Source organism: Roseovarius litoreus (genome assembly GCF_900142765.1).
GTDB classification, from domain to species: Bacteria; Pseudomonadota; Alphaproteobacteria; order Rhodobacterales; family Rhodobacteraceae; genus Roseovarius; species Roseovarius litoreus.
The window spans coordinates 112,518-134,073 of sequence record NZ_FRCB01000007.1 but is presented as its reverse complement, the minus strand read 5'-3'; the positions used below and the strand labels follow the sequence as shown (position 1 = coordinate 134,073).

The 21,556-nt window shown below is 65.4% G+C and carries 17 protein-coding genes and 1 pseudogene; 8 read left to right on the top strand and 10 right to left on the bottom strand.

The features are described from left to right. The first annotated feature begins 48 nt into the window (after nucleotides 1-48). Genes F3H35_RS18895 through F3H35_RS14000 form a run of 3 tightly spaced genes read left to right on the top strand, consistent with a single transcriptional unit; the run spans nucleotide 49 to nucleotide 2,685 of the window. Nucleotides 49-198, top strand: a complete 150-nt coding sequence (locus F3H35_RS18895) for a hypothetical protein (protein WP_188129977.1) — start codon at nucleotides 49-51, stop codon at nucleotides 196-198. Further along, a complete protein-coding gene (locus tag F3H35_RS14005) occupies nucleotides 185-1,717 on the top strand; it encodes a hypothetical protein (protein WP_149780172.1) in 1,533 nt (510 codons plus the stop codon). The genes F3H35_RS18895 and F3H35_RS14005 overlap by 14 nt, the downstream gene beginning before the upstream one ends. After that, nucleotides 1,714-2,685 (top strand): site-specific tyrosine recombinase XerD, encoded by a 972-nt coding sequence (locus tag F3H35_RS14000; protein WP_149780171.1) that lies wholly within the window; start codon nucleotides 1,714-1,716, stop codon nucleotides 2,683-2,685. Before F3H35_RS14005 ends, F3H35_RS14000 begins: the two co-directional genes overlap by 4 nt. Here the strand turns inward: F3H35_RS14000 and F3H35_RS13995 are convergent. Next, nucleotides 2,622-3,446 (bottom strand): metallophosphoesterase family protein, encoded by an 825-nt coding sequence (locus tag F3H35_RS13995; RefSeq protein ID WP_317510573.1) that lies wholly within the window; start codon nucleotides 3,444-3,446, stop codon nucleotides 2,622-2,624. The genes F3H35_RS14000 and F3H35_RS13995 overlap by 64 nt on opposite strands. A gap of 64 nt (nucleotides 3,447-3,510) precedes the next feature. On the opposite strand from F3H35_RS13995, the gene F3H35_RS13990 reads away from it, so the two are divergent. Beyond that, the gene (locus tag F3H35_RS13990; RefSeq protein WP_149780170.1) at nucleotides 3,511-4,818 is read left to right on the top strand and encodes an HlyC/CorC family transporter; all 1,308 of its coding nucleotides are present in this window, start codon (nucleotides 3,511-3,513) and stop codon (nucleotides 4,816-4,818) included. A 105-nt stretch (nucleotides 4,819-4,923) separates the two neighbouring features. On the opposite strand, the gene F3H35_RS13985 is transcribed toward F3H35_RS13990, so the two are convergent. Together F3H35_RS13985 and F3H35_RS13980 are read right to left on the bottom strand one after the other, a co-directional pair. Further along, nucleotides 4,924-7,353, bottom strand: a complete 2,430-nt coding sequence (locus F3H35_RS13985) for a GcvT family protein (protein WP_149780169.1) — start codon at nucleotides 7,351-7,353, stop codon at nucleotides 4,924-4,926. Nucleotides 7,354-7,655: 302 nt separating this feature from the next. Beyond that, on the bottom strand, nucleotides 7,656-9,287 hold the full coding sequence (locus F3H35_RS13980; protein ID WP_149780168.1) for an acyl-CoA dehydrogenase family protein: 1,632 nt from the start codon (nucleotides 9,285-9,287) through the stop codon (nucleotides 7,656-7,658). 136 nt (nucleotides 9,288-9,423) lie between these two features. Here F3H35_RS13980 and F3H35_RS13975 point away from each other — a divergent pair, with 136 nt between their 5' ends. The 4 genes from F3H35_RS13975 (at nucleotide 9,424) to F3H35_RS13960 (ending at nucleotide 13,608) form a co-directional block, all read left to right on the top strand. Beyond that, nucleotides 9,424-9,723, top strand: coding sequence for an FtsB family cell division protein (locus F3H35_RS13975; RefSeq protein WP_149780167.1), 300 nt, complete (start codon nucleotides 9,424-9,426; stop codon nucleotides 9,721-9,723). 122 nt (nucleotides 9,724-9,845) lie between these two features. Further along, nucleotides 9,846-10,856 carry a pyruvate dehydrogenase (acetyl-transferring) E1 component subunit alpha gene (gene pdhA, locus F3H35_RS13970; protein WP_149780166.1) on the top strand — a complete coding sequence of 337 codons (1,011 nt, stop codon included), beginning with the start codon at nucleotides 9,846-9,848 and terminating at the stop codon, nucleotides 10,854-10,856. Between the two features lie 15 nt (nucleotides 10,857-10,871). After that, nucleotides 10,872-12,254: a pyruvate dehydrogenase complex E1 component subunit beta gene (locus tag F3H35_RS13965; RefSeq protein WP_149780165.1), complete on the top strand. Its 1,383-nt coding sequence runs from the start codon at nucleotides 10,872-10,874 to the stop codon at nucleotides 12,252-12,254. A 13-nt stretch (nucleotides 12,255-12,267) separates the two neighbouring features. Further along, nucleotides 12,268-13,608, top strand: coding sequence for a pyruvate dehydrogenase complex dihydrolipoamide acetyltransferase (locus F3H35_RS13960; protein ID WP_149780164.1), 1,341 nt, complete (start codon nucleotides 12,268-12,270; stop codon nucleotides 13,606-13,608). 93 nt (nucleotides 13,609-13,701) lie between these two features. On the opposite strand, the gene cysE is transcribed toward F3H35_RS13960, so the two are convergent. The 7 genes and pseudogenes from cysE to F3H35_RS13925 form a co-directional block, all read right to left on the bottom strand. Further along, the gene (gene cysE, locus F3H35_RS13955) at nucleotides 13,702-14,517 is read right to left on the bottom strand and encodes a serine O-acetyltransferase (RefSeq protein WP_149780163.1); all 816 of its coding nucleotides are present in this window, start codon (nucleotides 14,515-14,517) and stop codon (nucleotides 13,702-13,704) included. Nucleotides 14,518-14,644: 127 nt separating this feature from the next. After that, nucleotides 14,645-18,697, bottom strand: a pseudogene (locus F3H35_RS13950) (baseplate multidomain protein megatron). A 3-nt stretch (nucleotides 18,698-18,700) separates the two neighbouring features. Further along, nucleotides 18,701-19,144, bottom strand: coding sequence for an NlpC/P60 family protein (locus F3H35_RS13945; protein WP_149780162.1), 444 nt, complete (start codon nucleotides 19,142-19,144; stop codon nucleotides 18,701-18,703). Beyond that, nucleotides 19,141-20,028 carry a DUF2163 domain-containing protein gene (locus F3H35_RS13940; protein ID WP_149780161.1) on the bottom strand — a complete coding sequence of 296 codons (888 nt, stop codon included), beginning with the start codon at nucleotides 20,026-20,028 and terminating at the stop codon, nucleotides 19,141-19,143. Before F3H35_RS13940 ends, F3H35_RS13945 begins: the two co-directional genes overlap by 4 nt. Next, nucleotides 20,025-20,657 carry a DUF2460 domain-containing protein gene (locus F3H35_RS13935; RefSeq protein WP_149780160.1) on the bottom strand — a complete coding sequence of 211 codons (633 nt, stop codon included), beginning with the start codon at nucleotides 20,655-20,657 and terminating at the stop codon, nucleotides 20,025-20,027. The genes F3H35_RS13940 and F3H35_RS13935 overlap by 4 nt, the downstream gene beginning before the upstream one ends. An 18-nt stretch (nucleotides 20,658-20,675) precedes the next feature. Continuing rightward, nucleotides 20,676-21,344, bottom strand: a complete 669-nt coding sequence (locus F3H35_RS13930; protein WP_149780159.1) for a phage tail tape measure protein — start codon at nucleotides 21,342-21,344, stop codon at nucleotides 20,676-20,678. Continuing rightward, nucleotides 21,328-21,540 carry a rcc01693 family protein gene (locus tag F3H35_RS13925; RefSeq protein WP_149780239.1) on the bottom strand — a complete coding sequence of 71 codons (213 nt, stop codon included), beginning with the start codon at nucleotides 21,538-21,540 and terminating at the stop codon, nucleotides 21,328-21,330. Before F3H35_RS13925 ends, F3H35_RS13930 begins: the two co-directional genes overlap by 17 nt. Nucleotides 21,541-21,556: the final 16 nt, after the last annotated feature.

The following is a 21,556-nucleotide window of genomic DNA, read 5'->3' as shown; positions in this document are numbered from 1 at the left end:
GCCAGTTATAAACATGCAAAAATACCGGCACAAACAGGCAGGCCCAACATGCTGAGATTGATCAAATGGCTGTTTTACCTCGCCATTCTGGCGTTCATCGCGCTTGTGGGCTATGCATATATCGGGCCGTTTTTCGGCGCGGATTTCTCCCCGCCGACCGAGGAAATTCGCCAGGACATCATACTTGAGACGGATTGACGCGCTGATCGCCGCTTTTCTGATCGCTCCGGCCGCCGCCGCGCAGCAACCGCTGTCGGCCATCGACTGGCTGGACGGTGCGGCATCGGTCAGCGTCGCGGGACCGCGCGTCGAACCGCTTGGACTTCCGCCACAGGCCTCAGGCGTCGACACGCCGACCGTGTCGGTCATGGCGCTTGACGCGGCCCGATCGGATTCGGTCGGGCTTTTGCCCGCAACGGTCACCGGTCTGCCGGTCACGCTGTGGCAGGCCAGCGGCGAAGCCGCGATCGTGGCCTTGCTCGAGCGTCTCTCGCCCGAACCGCTGCCCGCCATTCAGGCGCTCTATTACACGCTGCTTCTGGCTGAGGCCGAGCCGCCCGGCGATGCCGGATCGGACGGGTTGTTCCTCAAGGCCCGGGTCGCGGCACTTCAGACCTATGGCGCAACCGACCCGGCGCTTGCGCTGATCGAACGCGCCGGTCCCGCAACGCCCGCTCTGTTCGACACCTGGCTTGATCTCGCGCTTCTGGCGGGAACCGAAACCGAGGCCTGCGCGGCACTGGCCGAGCGCCCTGCGCTGACCGATGATTACGGCGCAAGGGTGTTTTGCATCGCGCAGACCGGAGACTGGCAGACCGCGGCGCTGATTTATGAAACATCAGTCGGGCTTGGCCTTCTGTCGACGACGCAAGAGGGTTTGCTGGCGCAATTCCTGGACCCCGAGATGGTCGAAGGCAGCCTTGCACTGGCCCCGACCGCGGGGATCACACCGCTGATTTTCCGGCTTTACGAGGCGGTCGGACAGCCCTTGCCGACCCAAGGCCTGCCGCGTGCCTATGCCTCGGCCGATCTGCGCGCGAGCGCGGGTCTCAAGGCCCGTCTCGAAGCGGCCGAACGTCTGGCCCATACCGGCGCCTTGCCACCCAATCGCCTGCTGGGTCTTTACACGGAACGCGCGCCCGCGGCATCGGGAGGGGTCTGGGACCGCGCCCGCATCATCCAGACCTTCGATCAGGCGATGACCCGCGAAAACCCCGGGCCGATCGCCGATATCCTGCCCGACGCCTGGCAGGCGATGCGCGATCAGGGGCTGGCCGTGGCCTTTGCCGAACTTTACGGCGCGGCTCTGGCGGGCATCGAATTGCCGCCACGTGCGCAAGCGCTGGCGTTCCGGGTCGGCCTGCTTTCGTCGAGTTATGAAAGCATCGCAAGTGCTGCCCGGCCTTTGGATGATACCGAGACCTTCCTTGCCGGCCTCGCCCGTGGCATGCCGCCCGCCGATCTGGCCGATACCGCGCTCAAGCAGGCCATCAGCCGGGCCTTCGCCGCCGGTTCGGTTTCGGCAGATCACGCAAGTTTGCTGGAGGGTGGCAAACTGGGACAGGCGATCCTGTCGGCCGGTCTTCAACTTGATCGTGCCGGGCTGCGCGGCTTTGGCGACATCACCTCGGCCTTGTCCACCTTGCGCGCCCTCGGGCTCGAGGAAACCGCCCGCCGCGCCGCGCTCGAGCTTCTGATCCTCGAAAGCGGCGCATGAGGCAGGGGCGGCATTGGATATCCGCCTTTCTCGAGGCACAGGCGGCGGAACTCGGCGCGGCACAAAACACCTTGCAGGCCTATGCCCGGGATCTGAGCGATTTCGATGCGTGGCTGGCCAGTCAAGGCGACACCATAGAACAGGCCGACCAGAGCCGCGTCGAAGCCTATCTGGTGCATTGCGACGCCCAAGGGCTCGCCCGCGCCACCCGTGCGCGCCGTTTGTCAGCCATCAAGCAGCTCTACCGCTTTGCCTTTGAAGAGCGCTTGCGCGACGAAAACCCCGCCATCACCATCAAGGGGCCGGGGCGCTCGCGAAAACTGCCCAAGACCCTCAGCGAAAAAGAGGTCGATCTTTTGCTGGGTGCGGCGCGCACGCATGGCCGCAGCGCCACGGACCGGGTGCGCAATACCTGCCTGATGGAGCTTCTATACGCCACCGGCATGCGTGTCAGTGAACTGGTCGCCCTGCCCGTGGCGGCCGCGCGCGGCAATCCGCAGATGCTGCTGATCCGTGGAAAGGGCGGCAAGGAACGCATGGTGCCGCTGTCCCCCGATGCGCGCGATGCCCTGATCGCATGGCTGAAGCTGCGCGATGCCGCGGACGCGGCGGCACGCAAGGCAGGCAAACCCGGCTCGCCGTTCCTGTTCCCGTCCTCGGGCAAGATCGGCCATCTGACGCGGCACCGCTTCTACATGCTGATCAAGGAGCTGGCAGTGGCCGGGGGTGTCTCACCGGACAAGGTCACACCGCATACGCTGCGCCATGCCTTTGCCACGCATCTTCTGGCCAATGGGGCCGATCTGCGGGCGATCCAGACGCTTTTGGGCCATGCCGATGTCGCCACCACCGAGATCTATACCCATGTTCTCGAAGAGCGGTTGAGCGAGCTTGTTCAGGAGCATCACCCGCTGGCCGTGGCCTCGCGGCGCAAGTCGGGCGGCAGCACATCTTCAGACGGCCAATAACCGCTGCCAAGCGCCAGATGATAGCCTTGGGTCAGACCCGCGCGCCGCATCGCCTCCTGAGCCGCTTGGTGATCGTAGCTCAGCCGCTCGATCCGCGGCACGCCCGTCTCCAGCACGGCAAAGCGCGTCTCGGGGCTGCCATCATTGGCGGGCATCCCGATCACCCCGGCATTGACCCAGTCGACATGTCCGATGCGGCGCATGAACGGCACGCCGCAATGCCCGGCCAACACCATGTCAACCGGTCCATGCACCGCTTCGATCCGGGCGATTTCCTCCGCGAAATCGGCCTCGGGCGAGGTCGGCCACAAAAACCGCGCCACATCCGCGACCCCGCCATGGATCACCGCGCAGCGCCGCCCGTGATGCGTAAAGATCACCAGATCCGGCAGGCCCGCCATCCAGTCGCGCGCGTCAGCGTCAAGGCTGGCACTTGCATGGGCAAACCAGCCCGCCGACAAAAGGTCACAGGTGCTGCCCGGCGCAAAGCCGCAACCGCAATTCATCTCGCCCGCCGCCAACTGGATTTCGCAATTCCCCGCCACCACCGTGCAGCCCGCCTCGCGGATCGCCGCGACCGTGCCCGCGGCATCGGCGCAATAGGCCACGACATCGCCCGTGCAGATCATCCGCTCAGCCGCGAGTCCTTGGGAGACGGCCCTCCCGAGAAGCGCCCGGGTGGCCTGCAGGTTCGAATAGGGACCGCCAAAGATCAGCACCGGCCCGTCCAACTGCCCCAGATCGCATCCATTCATCGCCATTCATCCCTTGATTGCCGCGCAACCCGGCCCCATAACCCTACTGAATAAAGGGACCCCGTACCGTATGGAACCAACTTCACCAACACTTGATGCCGCGTTCTGGATCACCTCGGCCTCCATCCTGCTGCTTCTGGTCATGTCGGGCTTCTTCTCGGGCAGCGAGACCGCGCTCACCGCCGCCTCGCGCGGCAAACTGCGCGCCCGCGCCGACAAGGGCGAAAAGGGCGCCGCCCGCGCGCTCAGCATCACCGAAGACAACGAGCGGCTGATCGGCTCGGTCCTCTTGGGCAACAATCTCGTCAACATCCTCGCCACCTCGCTGGCCACGGCCATGTTCACGCGGCTCTTGGGCGAATCCGGCGTGGCCCTCGCCACGCTGGTGATGACCCTGCTGGTGCTGATCTTCGCCGAAGTGCTGCCCAAGACCTATGCCATCACCAATGCCGAAGCGGCGGCCTCGAAGGTGGCGCCGGTCATTCAGGTGGTGGTCAAGGTCTTCTCGCCCGTGGTGGGCGCCGTGCGCTGGCTGGTGCGCGGGGTGCTGCGGATCTTCGGTGTCAACGCCGATCCCGACAGCCATATCCTCGCCGTGCGCGAGGAAATCGCCGGCGCGCTCTATCTCGGCCATTCCGAAGGCATCGTCGAGAAAGAGGACCGCGACCGGATCCTCGGCGCGCTCGATCTCGGCGAACGGGCCGTCGAAGAGATCATGCGCCACCGCAGCCAGATCGAGATGATCAATGCCGAGGACGATCCCGAAGCGATCCTCGAACAATGCCTGCAATCCAACCATACGCGCCTGCCGGTATACCGCGATGATCCCGACAACATCATCGGCGTGGTCCATGCCAAGGATTTGTTGCGCGCCATGCACAAGCTTGTCATGGGAGGCGACGGGTCTCGCAACACGTTGAAGTCCTTCAACATATGCGATGTGGCGATGAAGCCCTATTTCGTGCCCGAAACCACGACCCTGGACGACCAGATGCGCCAGTTCCTGCGGATGCGCAGCCATTTCGCGCTGGTGGTGGACGAATACGGCACGCTCGAAGGGCTCATCACCCTCGAGGACATCCTCGAGGAAATCGTCGGCGAGATCACCGATGAATTCGACCCTGACGCCGAACACCCGATCCGCAAAAGCGAGGACAACCAGTTCCTTGTGGACGGCGCCATGACGATCCGCGATCTCAACCGCGCCACCGACTGGAACCTGCCCGACGACGAGGCCAACACCATCGCCGGTCTGGTCATCCACGAAGCCCAGATGATCCCCGAGGTGAACCAGGTGTTCAACTTCCACGGCTTCCGCTTCGAGGTGGTGGCCAAGGCCGACAACCGGATCACCCGGCTGAAGATCCGCAAGATCTGACGCGGCACCGGAGCGAAACGCGCCGCACCGGGCCTCGTTTCTTCTGGCCCCAAATATCCCGGGGGGTCCGGGGGGCTGGTCCCCCGGCGCCCGCCACGGGGTGGCTTACGCCCGCAAGACCTCGCCCTTGGGATCGAAGGGCGGCTCATGCAGGATCCGGCCCTTGTGCGGACGACCCAGCACCATGACCTCGACCTCATCGCCGGGGGCGGCCTGACCGTGGCGGACATAGCCAAGCGCAAGGCTCATGCCGACGGTATAGCCATAGGTCCCCGAGGTGACGCGCCCCACCGGTTTGCCCCGACAGAAGATCGGCTCGCCGCCCGTGGCATCGGCATTCGACGCGGTCACATCCGCCTCGTCGATATGGATCAGAACGAGCTCCTCGCGCGGGGTCTTGGCCAGCACCGTCTCGAGCGCGGATTTGTGCAGGAAGTCCTTGTCCATCTTGCACAGCGCCGCCAGCCCCACCTCTTGCGGCCAGTATTCGGGACTGTATTCGCGCGACCACGAGCCATAGCCCTTTTCGACGCGCATCGACATCAGCGCGCGGGCGCCCACCGGCCCTGCACCGAAGGCCTTGCCCGCCTCGAGAAGTGCGGCGTAAAGCTGCGCCTGATCCTGCGCGGCGCAATGCAGCTCCCAGCCCAGATCACCGGTGAAGCTGACGCGCAAGGCCAGGCAATCGACCCCGCCCAACTCGATGCGCTGCGAGCGCATGAACGGGAAATCCTCGGTGGCGAGCGACGCGTTCGTCAGGCGCTGCAAAAGTTCGCGCGATTTCGGCCCGGCCACGTTGAAGCCGCACATGGCCTCGGTCATGCTTTCGAACGTGGTTGCTTCGGGCAGCGGCACCATGTCGAAGAAGCGCTTGTGGTAGCGCTCGGCCATGCCCGAGGACACGACCCAGAACTCGTCCTCCGCGGTGCGCGTCACGGTGGCGTCACCCGCGATCCCGCCGCGCACCGAGATCAGCGGGGTGAGGCATGACCGGCCCACGGATTTCGGCATCCGGTTGGCGAAAACGGCGTTCAGCCAGTCTTCGGCCCCCGGTCCCTTGACCCGGTATTTGGCGAAGTTCGAGATATCGATGATACCCGCACGGTCGCGCAGCATCCGGCATTCCGCGCCCACCGGTTCCCACCAGTTCTGCCGGGTGAAGCCGTTGGTGTCACTTGTTCCCGGCGCATCGGCGAACCACTGGGGATGTTCCCAGCCATAATTGAGGCCGAACACCGCGCCCATGTCCTTTTGCATCTGATAGACGGGGCGCGTGCGCAGCGGGCGGCCCGCGGCGCGTTCCTCGTTGGGGTAATGGATGGCGAAGCGGTGGGCATAGACATCCTCGACCTTGGCCATGACGAACTTGCGGTCATTGGCCCACAGGCCAAAGCGTGCGACGTCCCATGGGAACATGTCGTATTGCATCTCGCCTTCGATGATCCACTGGGCCACCATCAGCCCCATCCCGGCCGACTGGCTGAAGCCGGGGATGATGCCGCCGCACATGAAATAATTCTTCAATTCCGGCACCGGGCCAAGGATCACGTTGCTGTCGGGCGACCAGATCATCGGGCCATTGATGACCCGCTTGACCCCGGCCTCTGCGGCGACTGGCACCCGGTCCATGGCACGCATCACGTTTTCCATGATCCGTTCCAGATCGTCGGGGAAAAGATCATGCGCGAAATCCAGCGGCGTGCCATCCTCGGCCCAGAATTTCATGTCGCGTTCATAGGCCCCGATCAGCAGGCCCTTGCCTTCCTGGCGCAGGTAATATTCGCCGTCACGATCCGCGACCGATGGCAGGCGGCGGCCAATCGCCTCGATCTCGGGGATGGTTTCGGTCACGAAATACTGGTGTTCGGTGGGTTGCAGCGGCACTTCGATGCCCGCAAGCTTGGCCACTTCGCGCCCCCACAGACCGGCGGCGTTGATCACCCATTGGGTTTCGATATTGCCCTTCGGCGTCTCGACGATCCAGGTGCCGTCGGGCTTTTGCCGGGTGGCTGTCACGGGCGTGAAGCGGTTGATCTCCGCGCCGCGCTGGCGCGCGCCCATGGCATAGGCGTTGGTCACGCCCGAAGGGTCCACATTGCCGCCATCGGGTTCCCACATGATGCAGCGGATCCCGTCGAAATTGACCAGGGGATGCTTTTCCTCGGCCTCCTCGCGGGTGATCTCGGAGAAGTTCATCCCGTAAAGCTGCGCCTTGGCGGCCTGCAGGCGCAGCTGATGCTCGCGCGCTTCGGTCTGCGCCAGATACAGGCTGCCGGGCTGGAACACGCCGCAGGACTGGCCGGTTTCGGTCTCAAGCTCCTTGTAGAGGTTCATCGTGTAATGCTGCAGCCGAGAGATATTCGCGCTGTCATGCAGGCCGTGGATATTGGCGGCGGCGTGCCAGGTCGAGCCACTGGTCAGCTCGTCGCGCTCCAGAAGGACGACATCGCTCCAGCCCAGCTTGGTCAGATGGTAGAGAATCGAGCATCCGATGACGCCCCCGCCGATCACGACGGCCTGTGCATGGGTTTTCATTTTCGGTCCCTTGACTGTTCTGGCCTGACCCTGACGTGGCGCAGGGCTTTTGTGCCGCCGGTTCACGACATCATTGGTCGCGGCGATGCAAAAGTCCTTTTGGTTTGCGACAGGATTTTTCGCTTTCCGGCAGGCGGATGTCAAAGCCGCTCAAGGATCAGGCAGGTGTTGGTCGGCTGGATTGCCCTCGGGGGCGGGACGCGCCGGATGCGCGGTGGATCCGGTGGGGCGCGGATCTGCGCGGGCGGGATGCCTCCGGCGGGGATATTTGAGGCCAGAAGAAACCGGCGGGGGCGAGTTGTTCAGCAGGTCAGACCGCCGAGGCGGGACAGGATCGCCGTCTCGTCGACCGCACCGATGGTGCCCGCCGTGCGACCGCGCGCGCCTGAAAGGCGCGTGGCGATATAGGCTTCGGCGATGGCGGGCGGGGCGTTCTGCATCAGCACCGAGGCGGTGAGCAGGGTGCCGAGGCTTTCGGCATACCAACGCGCCTCGCGCGGGTCGGGCAATTTGGGAAAACGGTCCATATGCGCGCGCAGGGCCGCATCGTAGCGACGATATTGCCCGCTGACTGCGCCAAGCTCGGCGCTCAGAACCTCACCGGCCAGCGGCGCGCGACGCAGGGTGCGCAGGATATCGAGGCAGATGACATTGCCCGATCCTTCCCAGATTCCGTTGAGCGGGGCTTCACGATAGAAAAGCGGCAGGCCGCTGTCTTCGACATAGCCCGCGCCGCCGATCGCCTCCATCGCCTCGTAGACAAGGCCGGGGCAGAGCTTGTTGCCGAGATATTTTGCCAGCGCCACGGCAAGCCGGGCGAAGGCGCGCTCGGGCTCGGACGGGCTGTCGAAGGCGCGGGCGACGCGCAGGCTAAGGGCCAGTGTTCCCTCCCAATCGAGCGCCAGATCGGCAAGGACCGTGCGCATCAGCGGCTGGTCGATCAGGCGCGCCTCGAAGGCGCTGCGATGGCGCGCCCAATGGGCCGCGCGATCGAGCGCCGCGCGCATCAGACCGGCGGGCGCCATGGCTGTATCGAGCCTTGTGTGATGGACCATTTCGATGATGGTGCGGATGCCCTCGCCCTCGGGACCAAGGCGATAGGCCAGCGCGCCGTCATACTCGATCTCGGCCGAGGCATTGGCCCGGTTGCCCAGCTTGTCCTTGAGCCGCTGCAGACGGATCACGTTGCGCCCATGGTCGAGCCAGCGCGGAACAACGAAACAGGTCAGCCCGCCCGGCGCCTGCGCCAGCGTCAGAAACCCGTCCGACATCGGCGCCGAGCAGAACCATTTATGCCCTGTCAGCCTGTAGGCATCGCCATCGGGCACGGCCCGGGTGACCGTGGCGCGCAGATCCGACCCGCCCTGTTTCTCGGTCATTGCCATCCCCATGGTCAGGCCCGGTTTGCGCGTCATCGGCCGCACCGCACCGTCATAGGCCCGCGCGATCAGCTTGGGCACCCAGGCCGCGAAGAGATCGGCATCGGCCTTCAGCGCGGGCACCGCGGCATAGGTCATGGTCATCGGGCAGCATACACCCGGTTCGATCTGCGTGGTGAGATAGACCATCGCGGCATGGGTGGCATGACCGCCCGCCCCTCCTTCCCAGGGGATGGCCGCATAGCCCGCGCTCAGCCCGGTCTCGAGCAACCGGTGGTAATCGGGGTGATAGCGCACCTCATCCAGACGCCGCCCACCGGCATCGAAGGCCAGAAGTTCGGGCGGATGCCGGTTGGCCAGACGTCCAGCCTCCTGCATCTCGGCGGTGCCGATGGTGGCGGCATAGCTTTCGAGCGCGCCAAGCTGCGCGCCTGCGGCAGCGGCATGGCCCTGCAGCGCCGGGTCATCGCCCCAGAGCGCCAGATCGCCCCGCGGTTCGGGCTGGTTGGTGACCTCATGGCCGGGCAGATGAGCGTTTGGCGGCAGGTTGGGCATGGCGGTTCTCCTTAAAGGTGAGTTTATGACGCAGCAGGCACAACGTGGAAAGGGGATTCACAAAGCGAATCACTTGTGGCATGGTAGTTGCAGACCGCCCGTCAGAGGCGGCACAAAAGGCAGAGCAACGGCATCCATGTCACAGCGCATACGACCCCAGATGGGGCTTTTCATTTATTCATTGATCGCCTTCGGCTTGGGCGCCTATTTCACTTTTGCCGCGGTGCAGGGGGATTATGGCCTCTTCCGCCGCGCCGAGATCGATGCCGAATCCGACGCGCTGCGCGCACAGCTGAAGGATCTGTCGGTGCAGGTGGCACGGATGGAAAACCTGACCCGGCGGCTGTCGGACGATTTCCTGGATACCGACCTGCTGGATCAACAGGCCCGCGATGTGCTGGGCCTGCTGCGCCCCGACGAGATCGTCATTCGCTGAAGGGCGGGGACCGCACATCGCCGCCCAACCACCCTGCAAAATTTGCCCTATCACTGCGGCCCCGCTTGGGATATAAATAGTTTAACGCTAAACTATTATCATCCGCAAAGGGGAGATGCGGCATGTCTGCCAGAAAAACCCAAGCAAAACCAAATGTTTCCGCCGATGAGCTGAAACAGTATTACCGCGACATGCTTCTGATCCGGCGATTCGAAGAAAAGGCGGGCCAGCTTTATGGCATGGGCCTGATCGGTGGGTTCTGCCATCTCTATATCGGTCAGGAAGCCGTTGTCGTCGGGCTCGAGGCCACCGCCGAAGAGGGCGACAAGCGCATCACCACCTATCGCGACCACGGCCACATGCTCGCCTGCGGAATGGATCCCAAGGGCGTCATGGCCGAACTCACCGGTCGCGAGGGCGGATATTCGCGCGGCAAGGGCGGATCGATGCACATGTTCTCGAAGGAAAAGCACTTCTATGGCGGGCATGGCATCGTCGGGGCCAACGTGCCGCTTGGGGCGGGGCTGGCCTTTGCCGACAAATATCTCGGCAATGATCGGGTGACCTATACCTATTTCGGCGACGGTGCGGCCAACCAGGGCCAGGTCTATGAGACCTTCAACATGGCGGCCTTGTGGCAATTGCCGGTGATCTTCGTGATCGAGAACAACCAATACGCCATGGGCACGTCGCAGAAACGCTCGACCTCGACGCCGGATATCTACACCCGCGGCGCCGCATTCGGCATTCCCGGCGAGGCGGTGGACGGAATGGATGTTCTGGCCGTGCGCGACGCGGGGCAGAAGGCGGTGGCGCACTGCCGCTCCGGCAAGGGGCCTTATATCCTCGAAATCAAGACATACCGCTATCGCGGCCATTCGATGTCGGACCCGGCCAAGTACCGCACCCGCGAGGAAGTCCAGAAAATGCGCGAGGAAAAGGACGCCATCGAACATGTGCGCGACCTGCTTCTGTCGGGCAAGCACGCGACCGAAGACGATCTCAAGGCGATCGACAAGGAGATCAAGGCCATCGTGAACGAGGCGGCCGAATTCTCGAAGGACAGCCCCGAACCCGATCCCGCAGAACTCTGGACCGACATCTATGCCGATGTCGCCCCGCAGAACGCCTGAGGAGGAGTGACGACCATGGCGACAGAAATTCTCATGCCCGCCCTCTCCCCCACGATGGAAGAAGGCACGCTGGCCAAATGGCTGGTCAAGGAAGGCGACGAGGTGTCCAGCGGCGACATCATCGCAGAGATCGAGACCGACAAGGCCACGATGGAATTCGAAGCGGTCGACGAAGGCACCATCGGCAAGATCCTGATCGCCGAAGGCACCGAGGGCGTGAAGGTCAATACCCCGATCGCCGTGCTTCTGGAAGACGGTGAAAGTGCCGATGACATCGAGAGTGCCGCAGCCTCCCCTGCCCCGCAGGCCACCAGCGACACCGACGCCGACGCCCCCAGCCAGGCCGCGCCGGCCAAGGCCAAGGCCCCCGACGCCCCGCAGCCGGATCGCTCGCCCGATTGGCCCGAAGGCACCGAGACCCGCAAGCAGACCGTGCGCGAGGCGATCAACGCCGCGCTGGCCGAAGAGATGCGCGCCGATCCCACCGTGTTCATCATGGGCGAGGAAGTCGCGGAATACGAAGGCGCCTACAAGATCACCCAAGGGCTGCTGGATGAATTCGGCTCCAAACGCGTGATCGACACGCCGATCACCGAACATGGCTTTGCCGGGATCGGGGTCGGCGCGGCCTTTGGCGGCCTGCGCCCGGTCGTGGAGTTCATGACCTGGAATTTCGGCATGCAGGCCATCGACCAGATCATCAACTCCGCCGCCAAGACGCTCTATATGTCCGGCGGTCAGATGGGGTGCCCGATGGTGTTCCGCGGCCCCAACGGGGCGGCGGCGCGCGTGGGCGCACAGCACAGTCAGGATTACGCGGCATGGTATGCCCATATTCCGGGCCTAAAGGTGGTGCAGCCCTATTCGGCCTCCGACGCCAAGGGCCTGCTGAAATCCGCGATCCGCGATCCCAACCCGGTCGTGTTCCTTGAAAACGAGATCCTCTACGGCAAGAGCTTCGAGGTTCCGGTGATGGACGATTTCACGATCCCCTTCGGCAAGGCGCGCATCTGGCGCGAAGGCACGGATGTCACCATCGTCAGCTTCGGGATCGGCATGACCTATGCCATCGAAGCCGCCGAGAAACTGGCCGAGGATGGCATCAGCGCCGAGGTGATCGATCTGCGCACGCTGCGCCCGCTGGATTACGACACCGTCATCGCCTCGGTCATGAAAACCAACCGCTGCGTGACCGTCGAAGAAGGCTGGCCCGTGGCATCGATCGGAAACCACATCTCTGCCACGCTGATGGAACGCGCGTTCGACTATCTGGATGCGCCGGTCATCAATTGCACCGGCAAGGACGTGCCGATGCCCTATGCCGCCAATCTCGAAAAACTGGCGCTGACCTCCACCGCCGAGGTGATCGAGGCCGTGCGCACGGTCACCTACCGTTAAGGAGACAAGAGCGATGCCAACCGAAATACTCATGCCCGCCCTGTCGCCCACGATGGAAGAGGGCACGCTGGCGAAATGGCTGGTCAAGGAAGGCGACGAGGTCAGCTCCGGCGACCTGCTGGCCGAAATCGAAACCGACAAGGCCACCATGGAATTCGAAGCCGTGGATGATGGCACCATCGGCAAGATCCTGATCGCCGAAGGCACCGAGGGCGTGAAGGTCAACACCCCCATCGCCATCCTTCTGGACGAGGGCGAAAGCGCCGATGACATCGACAGCGCCGCCTCCTCGAACAGCCCGGATGACGCCGCCAAAGCCGCCGCGCCCGCACAGACGGCCGGCGAAGGCTCGGGCAAGGGCGCACCCGCGGCGAAAGCATCGGACGCCAAGGCACCAGCCGCGCCGCAAGACGACGGTGGCAACCGTATCTTCGCCTCGCCCCTCGCCCGCCGGATCGCTGCCGACAAGGGTGTGGATCTTGCGCAGATCAAGGGCTCCGGCCCGCATGGCCGCATCGTCAAGGCAGATGTCGAAGGCGCCAAGGCCGGCACAGCCGCTGCCGTCGAAACGCCTGCCGCCGCCTCCACCGCCGCGAAGCAGGCCGCTCCGGTGGCACCCACAGGCCCCTCGGCCGATGCGGTCGCCGCCATGTACAAGGACCGCGCCTATACCGAGGTCAAGCTCGACGGGATGCGCAAGACGATCGCCGCCCGCCTGACCGAGGCCAAGCAGACCGTTCCGCATTTCTACCTGCGTCGCGACATCCGTCTGGATGCGCTGCTGAAGTTCCGGGGCGAGTTGAACGCACAGCTCGAAGAGCGCGGCGTCAAACTCAGCGTCAATGATTTCATCATCAAGGCCTGTGCCCTGGCGCTGCAGGCCGTGCCGGATGCCAATGCCGTCTGGGCCGGTGACCGCGTTCTGAAACTCACACCCTCGGACGTGGCCGTTGCCGTCGCCATCGAAGGCGGGCTGTTCACCCCGGTTCTCAAGGATGCCGAGGCGAAATCCCTGTCGGCCCTCTCCGCCGAGATGAAGGATCTCGCCAAGCGCGCCCGTGACCGCAAGCTCTCGCCCGAGGAATATCAGGGCGGCACCTTCGCGATCTCCAATCTGGGGATGTTCGGCATCGAGAATTTCGACGCCGTCATCAACCCGCCGCATGGTGCGATCCTTGCGGTCGGCGCGGGCATCAAGAAACCCGTTGTCGGCAAGGATGGCGAGCTTTCGGTGGCCACGGTCATGTCGGTGACACTCAGCGTAGATCACCGGGTGATCGACGGGGCACTGGGCGCCGAGCTTCTCCAGCACATCGTCTACAATCTCGAAAACCCGCTGGTCATGCTGGCATAGGCAGAAGTCGAACCATAAAAAAACCCCGGAAAAGCAATCGCTTCTCCGGGGTTTTTCATGCACTGCATTAAGTGTTGTTTCGTGGACCGCCCGTCACTCGGACCCTTTGGTGCCCAGCAACTGATCCATGCTGACCGAGGGCTGATCGCAGCCCGCCTCGCCCACGATCTTGGCCGGCACGCCCGCCACGGTCTTGCAGGGCGGCACCTCCTGCAGCACCACCGATCCCGCCGCGATCCGTGAGCAATTGCCCACACGGATATTTCCCAGAACCTTGGCGCCCGCCCCGATCAGCACGCCGTCCCCGATCTTGGGGTGGCGGTCTTCCTCTTCCTTGCCGGTCCCGCCAAGCGTCACCGAATGCAGCATCGACACATTGTCGCCCACCGTCGCCGTCTCGCCGATCACGATGGAATGCGCGTGGTCGATCATGATCCCCTTGCCCAGACGGGCCGCCGGGTGCACATCCACCCCGAACACCTCCGAAGCCCGCATCTGGAAGAACCGCGCCATGTCCCGGCGCCCTTCCACCCACAGCCAATGCGACACGCGATAGGCTTGAATGGCCTGAAACCCCTTGAAAAACAGCATCGGCTGGATGAACCGGTCACAGGCCGGATCGCGATCATGCACCGCCACGATATCGGCCCGCGCGGCCACCGACAGCGATCTGTCGCCCGCATAGGCGGCATCGCAGATCTCGCGCAAGATCTGCTCGGGCATCTCGGTCGAGGCAAGCTTCAGCGAAATCCGGTAGGCCAGCGCCGATTCAAGCGTCTTGTGATGCAGGATCGACGAATGAATCACCCCGCCCAGCAACGGCTCGTGATCGATCGCTTCCTGTGCTTCGGCCCGGATACGGCCCCAGACAGGGTCCAGCTCGGCCAGTTTCGCGTGGGTTTTCACCATGATCAGGCTCCTGTTTTCGGCTCGAGTATACCAGATAGGCGCGTTTGGCAAAACGCAAAGCTGTCATGGCAGTCATCACCGACAGGAATATCGCCGTCGTCCTCAATGCCCCTTGCCGCGCGCCCGGTCACTCCGCAACGACCAGCCGCGCCACCGCGCCTTCCCCGAACAGCCCCGAGACCTGCGCCACCTGCAGCTCGAACGCGCCCGTGATCCCATCCTGCGCCTGCGCGGCTACGCCATAGCTCCATTCCGGTGCCGCCACCGTCTATTCGCGCCGCACGGCATCCCCCTGCAGGACCTTCACGACATAGCGTTCCACCTCTTCGCCAAGCGGCACCTCGGGGCCATCCCACCTGTCCCCGCCAATCCGCGTGCGCCGGATCCAGGTCAGCCGCCGGTCCTGCCCGGCCAGCCCCTCGAGCCGCAGATGCACCGGCGACAAGGGCCGCAGCCCCAGGCCGTCAAAGGCAATCCGCGCCCCGCGATACGAGGGATCGTCAATCGCGCGCTCTGCTGGTCCGATCCGGTAGAAGCGCGCAAGACCGCGCTTGGCCTCGGGAAGGGTGATCTGCCGCGCGCTGCCATCCAGCCGCACCACGAAGGCGCCGACGGGCCAGGGTGCGGCCATCGCCCCTTCGGTGCCCAATTGCCCGCGCAGCCGGTGGCGCAGAACATAGGTGTCCTCGCCGATCAACTCGGCATCGCGGAACTGGAAAAGCTCCCAGCCATCCGGCGTCCCGTCCCCGATGGCGCATAGATTGGCCCCCCCGAGAAATGCGGGATCATCCACGCTTTGCAGCCCGCCACTCAGCATCCTGACGACCAGCCCCTCGCCCCGGTCGATCCGGCCCATGGGCGCGGGTGCCAGCGGTGACGCGGTCACGCCCACGGGCGTGCGGGCCTCCAGAAGCGTGTTCAGCGCATAATCCGCATCCGCATCCGCCGCATACAGCGCCGCAGCACCGGGCCAGGGCTCCGCCGTCACCGCAAGATGCGGCGCATGAGGCACCTCGTCCCCGCTCATCAGCGGCAGATCAAGGAAAAACGGCGTGACCGACGCCGCCGCCACAAAGCTGCGCGTGCGCGGTCCTTCGGTCTCGAAATCGGGCACAGGGCTGGTTTCGGGCACGATCCGCACCGCGTCGATCCGTTGCGCCAGCCCCATCTGCTCGACCCGGTCGATCCGGAAATACCCGTCGCCTCCCATCTCGGGCAAGACGATCACATCCCCCGCACCGGCCTCCAGCCGCGATGGCGGCAGCGCAAGGCGCAGCGTATCGGTGGCCATGCGCGCATCCGACAGCCAGCGTTCCACCGTCTGGCGCCCCTCCCCGCGCGTCATCGACAGCGCCATCTCCGAGCTCGAGACCCCCCGGCTTGCCTCGTCCGGCAAGATCGCCTCCTCGGCGATCACGTCGTAATCCGCATCGGCTTCGACAAAGCGCAGCCGCACCCGACCGGCCAATTCGACCTCGCTGGCGCGGGTCTGCTCCAGCACCCCGTCCATCTCGGGATCACGTACCAGACGCTCCGGCTCCAGCCGATGATCGGCCCGCCCGTCGCGCAGCCGGAACAAAAGCCGCCCATCGCGCTCGATCGCATCGAACCCATAGCGCAGCATCAGCGGTTGCAGGGTGCTGCGCCCCTCGCCCACCTCGTCCACCAGATAGCCGCGCACATACCCGTGCAGCCCCTCGGTGTCGCCATGCCTCAGACCGGCGCGCGCCGTCACCTCGTCGACCACCGAGGCCAGCCGCCGCGCCGACATCCGCCCGTTCAGCCAATGACCCCGGGCGTAATTGGCGCCATCGCTCCACAGGGCGCCATTGTTGGGAAAGAACGGAAACGGCCGCGCATCCCAGGCCCAGGCACAGGCGTGATCCCAATCCACCATCGCCCCCTCATAGACAGGCGATACGGGATTGTTGGCCGGATCGGTCCAGTATCCGGCCATCGCCCGCAGATATTGCATCTGGATCAGATCGTCGCGTCGTCCGTCGGAATGATAAGGCAACCGCGATTCCGAGGATTTCTGATCGAGAAACTTATTGGGCTGGTTGGTCGCGCGGTCCAGCGCCGCACAGCCATATTCCGTGAAGCGGATCGGCTTGGAGCGCGGCACCCATCCCGTGGGAAGCCCCGATCGCACGCCGTCCACCCGCTCGTGATGGGTGTTCTCCCACCAGTTGCGGATATCCTTGTAGCGCCAGACCCACGGCTCGCCATGGTCCTCATCGGTGATCGGGGTGCGGATCTGCGCCGCGCGCGCCGCATCCGAGGCATAATACCAATCATACCCCTCGCCGCCAGCGACATTGGCCTTGAGATAGTCCAGATCATAGATCGTGTCCCACGCGCCGGCATCCAGATGGTCATGCCCCTCGCGCCAGTCGCTCAGCGGCATGTAATTGTCGATGCCGATGAAATCGATGTTGGGATCGGACCAGAGCGGATCGAGATGAAAGAACCGGTCGCCATTGCCCGGCTGATAGCCGAAATATTCCGACCAGTCGGCGGCATAGCTGATCTTGACATGCGGGCCGAGCAAGATGCGCACCTCTGCGGCCAGCGCGATCATCTGCGCCACTACCGGAAAGCTGTTGCCGCCGCCCCGGATCTGCGTCAGCCCGCGCATTTCCGACCCGATGCAGAAGCTTTCCACACCCCCCGCCGCCCGGCACAGCGCCGCCTGATGCAGGATGAACCGCCGATACCCCCACTCATCCGGCCCGCTGTAATGCACCGGGCTCGAAGGCGGCTCCTCGACCGGCCCGTATATCAGCGTTTCCGGCCCGAAATCGAGGCTCTCGGTGGTCAGGCGCGGCACCCGCGGTGCCTCCTGCACCTCAGGCGCGCGCAGGAAATCCGCCGCACTTGCCGTGCCGAAAAACGCCGCGACCTCAGCCACGGCTGCGGCAGTCCCATCCGGGCTGCCGGGCCGTCCCGGCGCCTCCGAACTCGTGATCCTTCCCCGCCACGGCAGAACCGGCTGATCGGGCGCATCGCTATAGGGATCGGGTCGGCCATTGCCCGGCATCTGATCCATCAGGATGAACGGGTAATACATCACGTCAAGGCCCCGCGCCTTCATCCCCTGGATCGCCTGGATCACCGCCGCATCCGCAGGCGTGCCGCCGTAAACAGGCCGCCCCGCACCATCCAGCGCCACCCGCTGCGCCGTGGCGCGCGTCGCCCCGCCCGCCATCCACCGCATCCCTCGCGCGTCGAACTGCACCTGCTCCACCTTGGGCCTGATCCTGCAGACCCCGCAGCGCAGATCGTCCCCGAACCAGCTCACGATCAGCGACGCCGTGCGGCAGGCGGGCAACTCGCCCTGCAACTCATCCAGCGAGGTGGCGAAATCCGCCTTGCCCGAGGGCGAGTTGACATTGATGAGCCGCCCCGATCCCGGCCCGTAATTCATCTCCACCGGCTGCATCGCCAGCGTATATTCCCCGCTGCCCGGCAGGATCGCCACACCGCGCATCGCATACGGCGGATCAAGCTCGTGACCGGGGCTGCCCGGCTGCGCGGGACGGCACAGCTCGAAGCTGAATTGCGGCACCCGGTTGCCGAACCGCTCCAGCGCCAGCCCCTCGATCAACACATAGGCCGTGCCGCGATAGGCCGGCACCCGCCCTGCGCCCTCGACCGCCTCGATCTTGGGATCGGGCCGCTGGTCTTTCGTGCCCCGGTAGACCCGCATGTTCAGACTGTCGCGCCCGATTTCCTGCCCATCCGCCCAGACCCGGCCCACATGGCTGATCTCGCCCTCGCACAGCGCAATCGCAAGGCTCACCGAATAGCTGTGCACGCGCTGGAACGACTGCGGCGCGCTGCGCCTTGACCCCTTGCCGCCGCCACCGCCCCCGCCTCCGGCAAGGTGATAGGACACCGTCTCAAGAAATTCCGTGGCCCAGATCACCTGACCCGACACCCGCATCCGGCCATAGACCTGCGCGATGGCATCGCCCTCGCCCGCCCCCGTCAGCCGCAGCCGCTTGACCCGGCCGGTCTCCACCGTCTCGGATCCCTGCCCCATCAGCCGCTGGTCGATGGAGCGCCCGATGACCGCCCCCGCGAACCGGCCCACCGCCGCCATCGACAGCCCCAGAACCGAGCCCCCAACCGAGCCGCCGATCGCAGCGCCCGCCGCGGAAAGAAGTATCGTCGCCATGTCCTAGACCTCCAGAGGAAAGGCGAAACGGGCCACGATCCGCCGCTCCCACGGCGGCGTCAGCGGGCTTTCCAGCACCGCGTGACCCGAATACGCATGTATGAAACTGGCTCTCTCGCCGGTCTGCCCGACGATCCCCAGATGCTTGGCCACCGCATCGTCGCGCATCCGAAACAGCAGCACATCGCCCGCCGCCGCATCCGTCAGCGGCTTTTGTCGCAAATGCCTCAGCGCCGCGTGCCACAGCGCCTCGTCGCGCGCAGGCTCGGACCAGTCCATGCTATAGGCCGGCGGGCGTTCAGGCTCCGGCCCCAGCACCTCGCGCCACACACCCCGGATCAGCCCAAGGCAATCGGCCCCCGCGCCCCGGCAGCTTGCCTGATGCCGGTAGGGCGTTCCGATCCAGCCGCGTGCGGCTGCCACGACATCCTCGCGCGCGCCGCTCATGCGCGCCTGCTCCCGCCGTTCCGGCTCCCCGCCCGCATCGGATCGCTGATCGACCAGTCATCGCCCGGAATATCCGGAAAGCCTTGGAAATTCAGCAGGTTCGCGAACTTCACCCGGCAGGTGTCCGACCGCTTGTCACAGCCCGCCGTCAGTCGCAGCGCGTCTCCCGCCGCGACCGCCGCGCGCAGCGGATGCCACAGCTCGATCACCCTTAGACCGCTCTCAAGCCGGTCTTCCTTGATCAGCCCACTCAGCCCCTGGGCCTGCCCGCCCATCATCTTCACAACACCATGACGGAACCAGCCCGGCGCCTGCCCCTCAAGCCCCTCGCAGCGCAGCACCCGGCGGTCGTCCCCCTCGGCCAGCACCGTCTCCACGCTCCAGCCCGCCGTCAGATCAAGCCCGCAGGCCGCATCCCCCAGCACCGCGCTGCACGGCGCCTGATAGACCCGCCCCATCGGCACATTCAGCAAATCGGTCAATCCGCGCAGCTCGGCCTGAAACGCGCCGCCCGCGCGGCGCAGCTCTCCGATCGTGCCGCGAAACTGCAGATGGCGCTGCTCGACATCGGCCCAGTTGACCAGCCAGGCGCGCACCTCGGCCCCGTCATAGCGGCCCGCCTCGATATCCTCTTCGCGGATCGCCGCATCGCTCAGCGCGCCAAGCGCCTCGGTATTGTCCACCGACAGCCCCGTGCTTTGCTGCAGCGCCAGCGCGCTCATCCCGGTATCGGCGCGAAAGGTGATCCCCTCGAAACTCAGCGGCGCGTCATGATCGGTGAAGCCCATCACCACACCGTCGCGCCGGCTCAGCGCCCAGGCCCTGCAGGTGGTGGTCACGCCGGTCTCCAGATGGGCCTTCAGCCCTGCATCCAGCCCGCTCACAGCCGCAGCTCCACCACCGGCACGCTCGGCACTTCACCGGCCTGGAAACTCGCCATGCTGATCTGGATACTGTCCGTATCGAAGCGCACCGGCACATCGAACTCGTAGCCCGCGGTGATCTCCACCCCGGCATTGGGCGGATGCTCGAAGGTGACCAGCCCCGTGGTGCTGTCCACTTCGAAATGGATACCCTCCTGCTGCACATCGCCATCCAGCCCGATCCGGACACTGCCCTTGACGGGCTTGGTGATGGGCCGAAGGTAGCTCTGCTCGCCCGAGCGATAGGTCTTGCTCAGCGCGATCTGCGCCGTCACATCGTCACCATAGCCGATCACCTGATCCCCGAAATCGGGCTCGGCCTTCGCGGCGCCGGACTTGTAATCGCTCCAATCCTTCCAGCGAAACCCGTGGATGCGCCCCTGCCGCGCCTCGAAAAAGGCGATCAGCCGCTCCAGATCCTCCAGCCCGCGCATCGCCACGCCCGCATCATAGCGGCGGCGCGAATGGCGCCAGGGCGTATTGCGCTCCTCGAACCCATTGGCCAGCGTGACCACATCCGTCAGCCGCTCCGGCCCGCCGACCGACCCGAAGCTCAGGCTGGCGGGAAAGCGTATCTCGTGAAATCCCATGATCCTCGTCCCCCATGATTACCGATTGCGCCCGCCGCGGCCGATCACCCGGCCCAGTTCGGCGGCGATCTGCCCCTGCGAGCGGCGAAAGCCCTCCGCATCGGGCGTCGAGATGTTCATCACCACATGCACCGCGCGCCCGCCCCCGGCACCGCTGCCGCCGCGCGCCTGCACTCCCAGCTTGCCGTCAGGCCCGCGCGCCAGCGGCATGATCGCCTCGGGGCCGGCCTCGCCCATCAGCCCGGTACCGCCGCGCATCGGAAAGGCCACCGGCCCGCTCACGATGCCGCCGCTGGCAAAGGGCTGCACCCGGCCTTGCGCGAAACTGCCGCCCTTGGCGAAGGGCAACAGCCCTCCCAAAAGCCCGCTCACGCCCTCGGCCAGCAGGCCGCTCACGTGATCGCTCACCGGCTTCACCGCCGCGCTGAACGCCGTGGTGATCATCGTGTTCGCCATCTTGTCGAGCGATTGCGCCAGGCTGTCGCCCTCGACCACGGCGCCCTTTATGGCCCGGCTCAGCCCCCGGCTCATGCCACGCTCCAGCGTCGCGGCATCCTGCCCGGCTCCGGCAAATCCCGCCCTCACCCGGGCAAGCTCGGCGTTGAACGCCGCCGCCATCCCGGTCGCCTGCCCAAGGCTGTCATCCAGCGCCTCGACCTGGGCATCCAGATCATCCATGCCTTCCATGTCCCGTCTCCTTTCGCTCTCTATCCGCCCCGTCACGGCCCGCCCCGTCGGGATAAGCCTCCAGCAATGCCTCGAGCCGCGCCCGCGCCAGCGGCGCCACGACGCCCCCCCGGCCCAGCATCAGCTCCAGCTCGGCAGGCGTCAGCGCCCAGAATTCCGCCGGGCGCAGGCCCAGCCCCCGCAGCCCCGCGCGCATCAGCGCAGGCCAGTTC

Bases quoted from the DNA above. Each gene is read 5' to 3' on its own strand.
- F3H35_RS13965 (WP_149780165.1), top strand. From the start codon at position 10,872: ATGGCGACAGAAATTCTCATGCCCGCCCTCTCCCCCACGATGGAAGAA.
- cysE (WP_149780163.1), bottom strand. From the start codon at position 14,517: ATGGTGAAAACCCACGCGAAACTGGCCGAGCTGGACCCTGTCTGGGGC.
- F3H35_RS18895 (WP_188129977.1), top strand. From the start codon at position 49: ATGCTGAGATTGATCAAATGGCTGTTTTACCTCGCCATTCTGGCGTTC.
- F3H35_RS14000 (WP_149780171.1), top strand. From the start codon at position 1,714: ATGAGGCAGGGGCGGCATTGGATATCCGCCTTTCTCGAGGCACAGGCG.
- F3H35_RS13995 (WP_317510573.1), bottom strand. From the start codon at position 3,446: ATGGCGATGAATGGATGCGATCTGGGGCAGTTGGACGGGCCGGTGCTG.
- pdhA (WP_149780166.1), top strand. From the start codon at position 9,846: ATGTCTGCCAGAAAAACCCAAGCAAAACCAAATGTTTCCGCCGATGAG.
- F3H35_RS13935 (WP_149780160.1), bottom strand. From the start codon at position 20,657: ATGGGATTTCACGAGATACGCTTTCCCGCCAGCCTGAGCTTCGGGTCG.
- F3H35_RS13990 (WP_149780170.1), top strand. From the start codon at position 3,511: ATGGAACCAACTTCACCAACACTTGATGCCGCGTTCTGGATCACCTCG.
- F3H35_RS13960 (WP_149780164.1), top strand. From the start codon at position 12,268: ATGCCAACCGAAATACTCATGCCCGCCCTGTCGCCCACGATGGAAGAG.
- F3H35_RS13925 (WP_149780239.1), bottom strand. From the start codon at position 21,540: ATGCGCGCGGGGCTGCGGGGGCTGGGCCTGCGCCCGGCGGAATTCTGG.
- F3H35_RS13930 (WP_149780159.1), bottom strand. From the start codon at position 21,344: ATGGAAGGCATGGATGATCTGGATGCCCAGGTCGAGGCGCTGGATGAC.
- F3H35_RS13980 (WP_149780168.1), bottom strand. From the start codon at position 9,287: ATGCCCAACCTGCCGCCAAACGCTCATCTGCCCGGCCATGAGGTCACC.
- F3H35_RS13975 (WP_149780167.1), top strand. From the start codon at position 9,424: ATGTCACAGCGCATACGACCCCAGATGGGGCTTTTCATTTATTCATTG.
- F3H35_RS13945 (WP_149780162.1), bottom strand. From the start codon at position 19,144: ATGAGCGGCGCGCGCGAGGATGTCGTGGCAGCCGCACGCGGCTGGATC.
- F3H35_RS13985 (WP_149780169.1), bottom strand. From the start codon at position 7,353: ATGAAAACCCATGCACAGGCCGTCGTGATCGGCGGGGGCGTCATCGGA.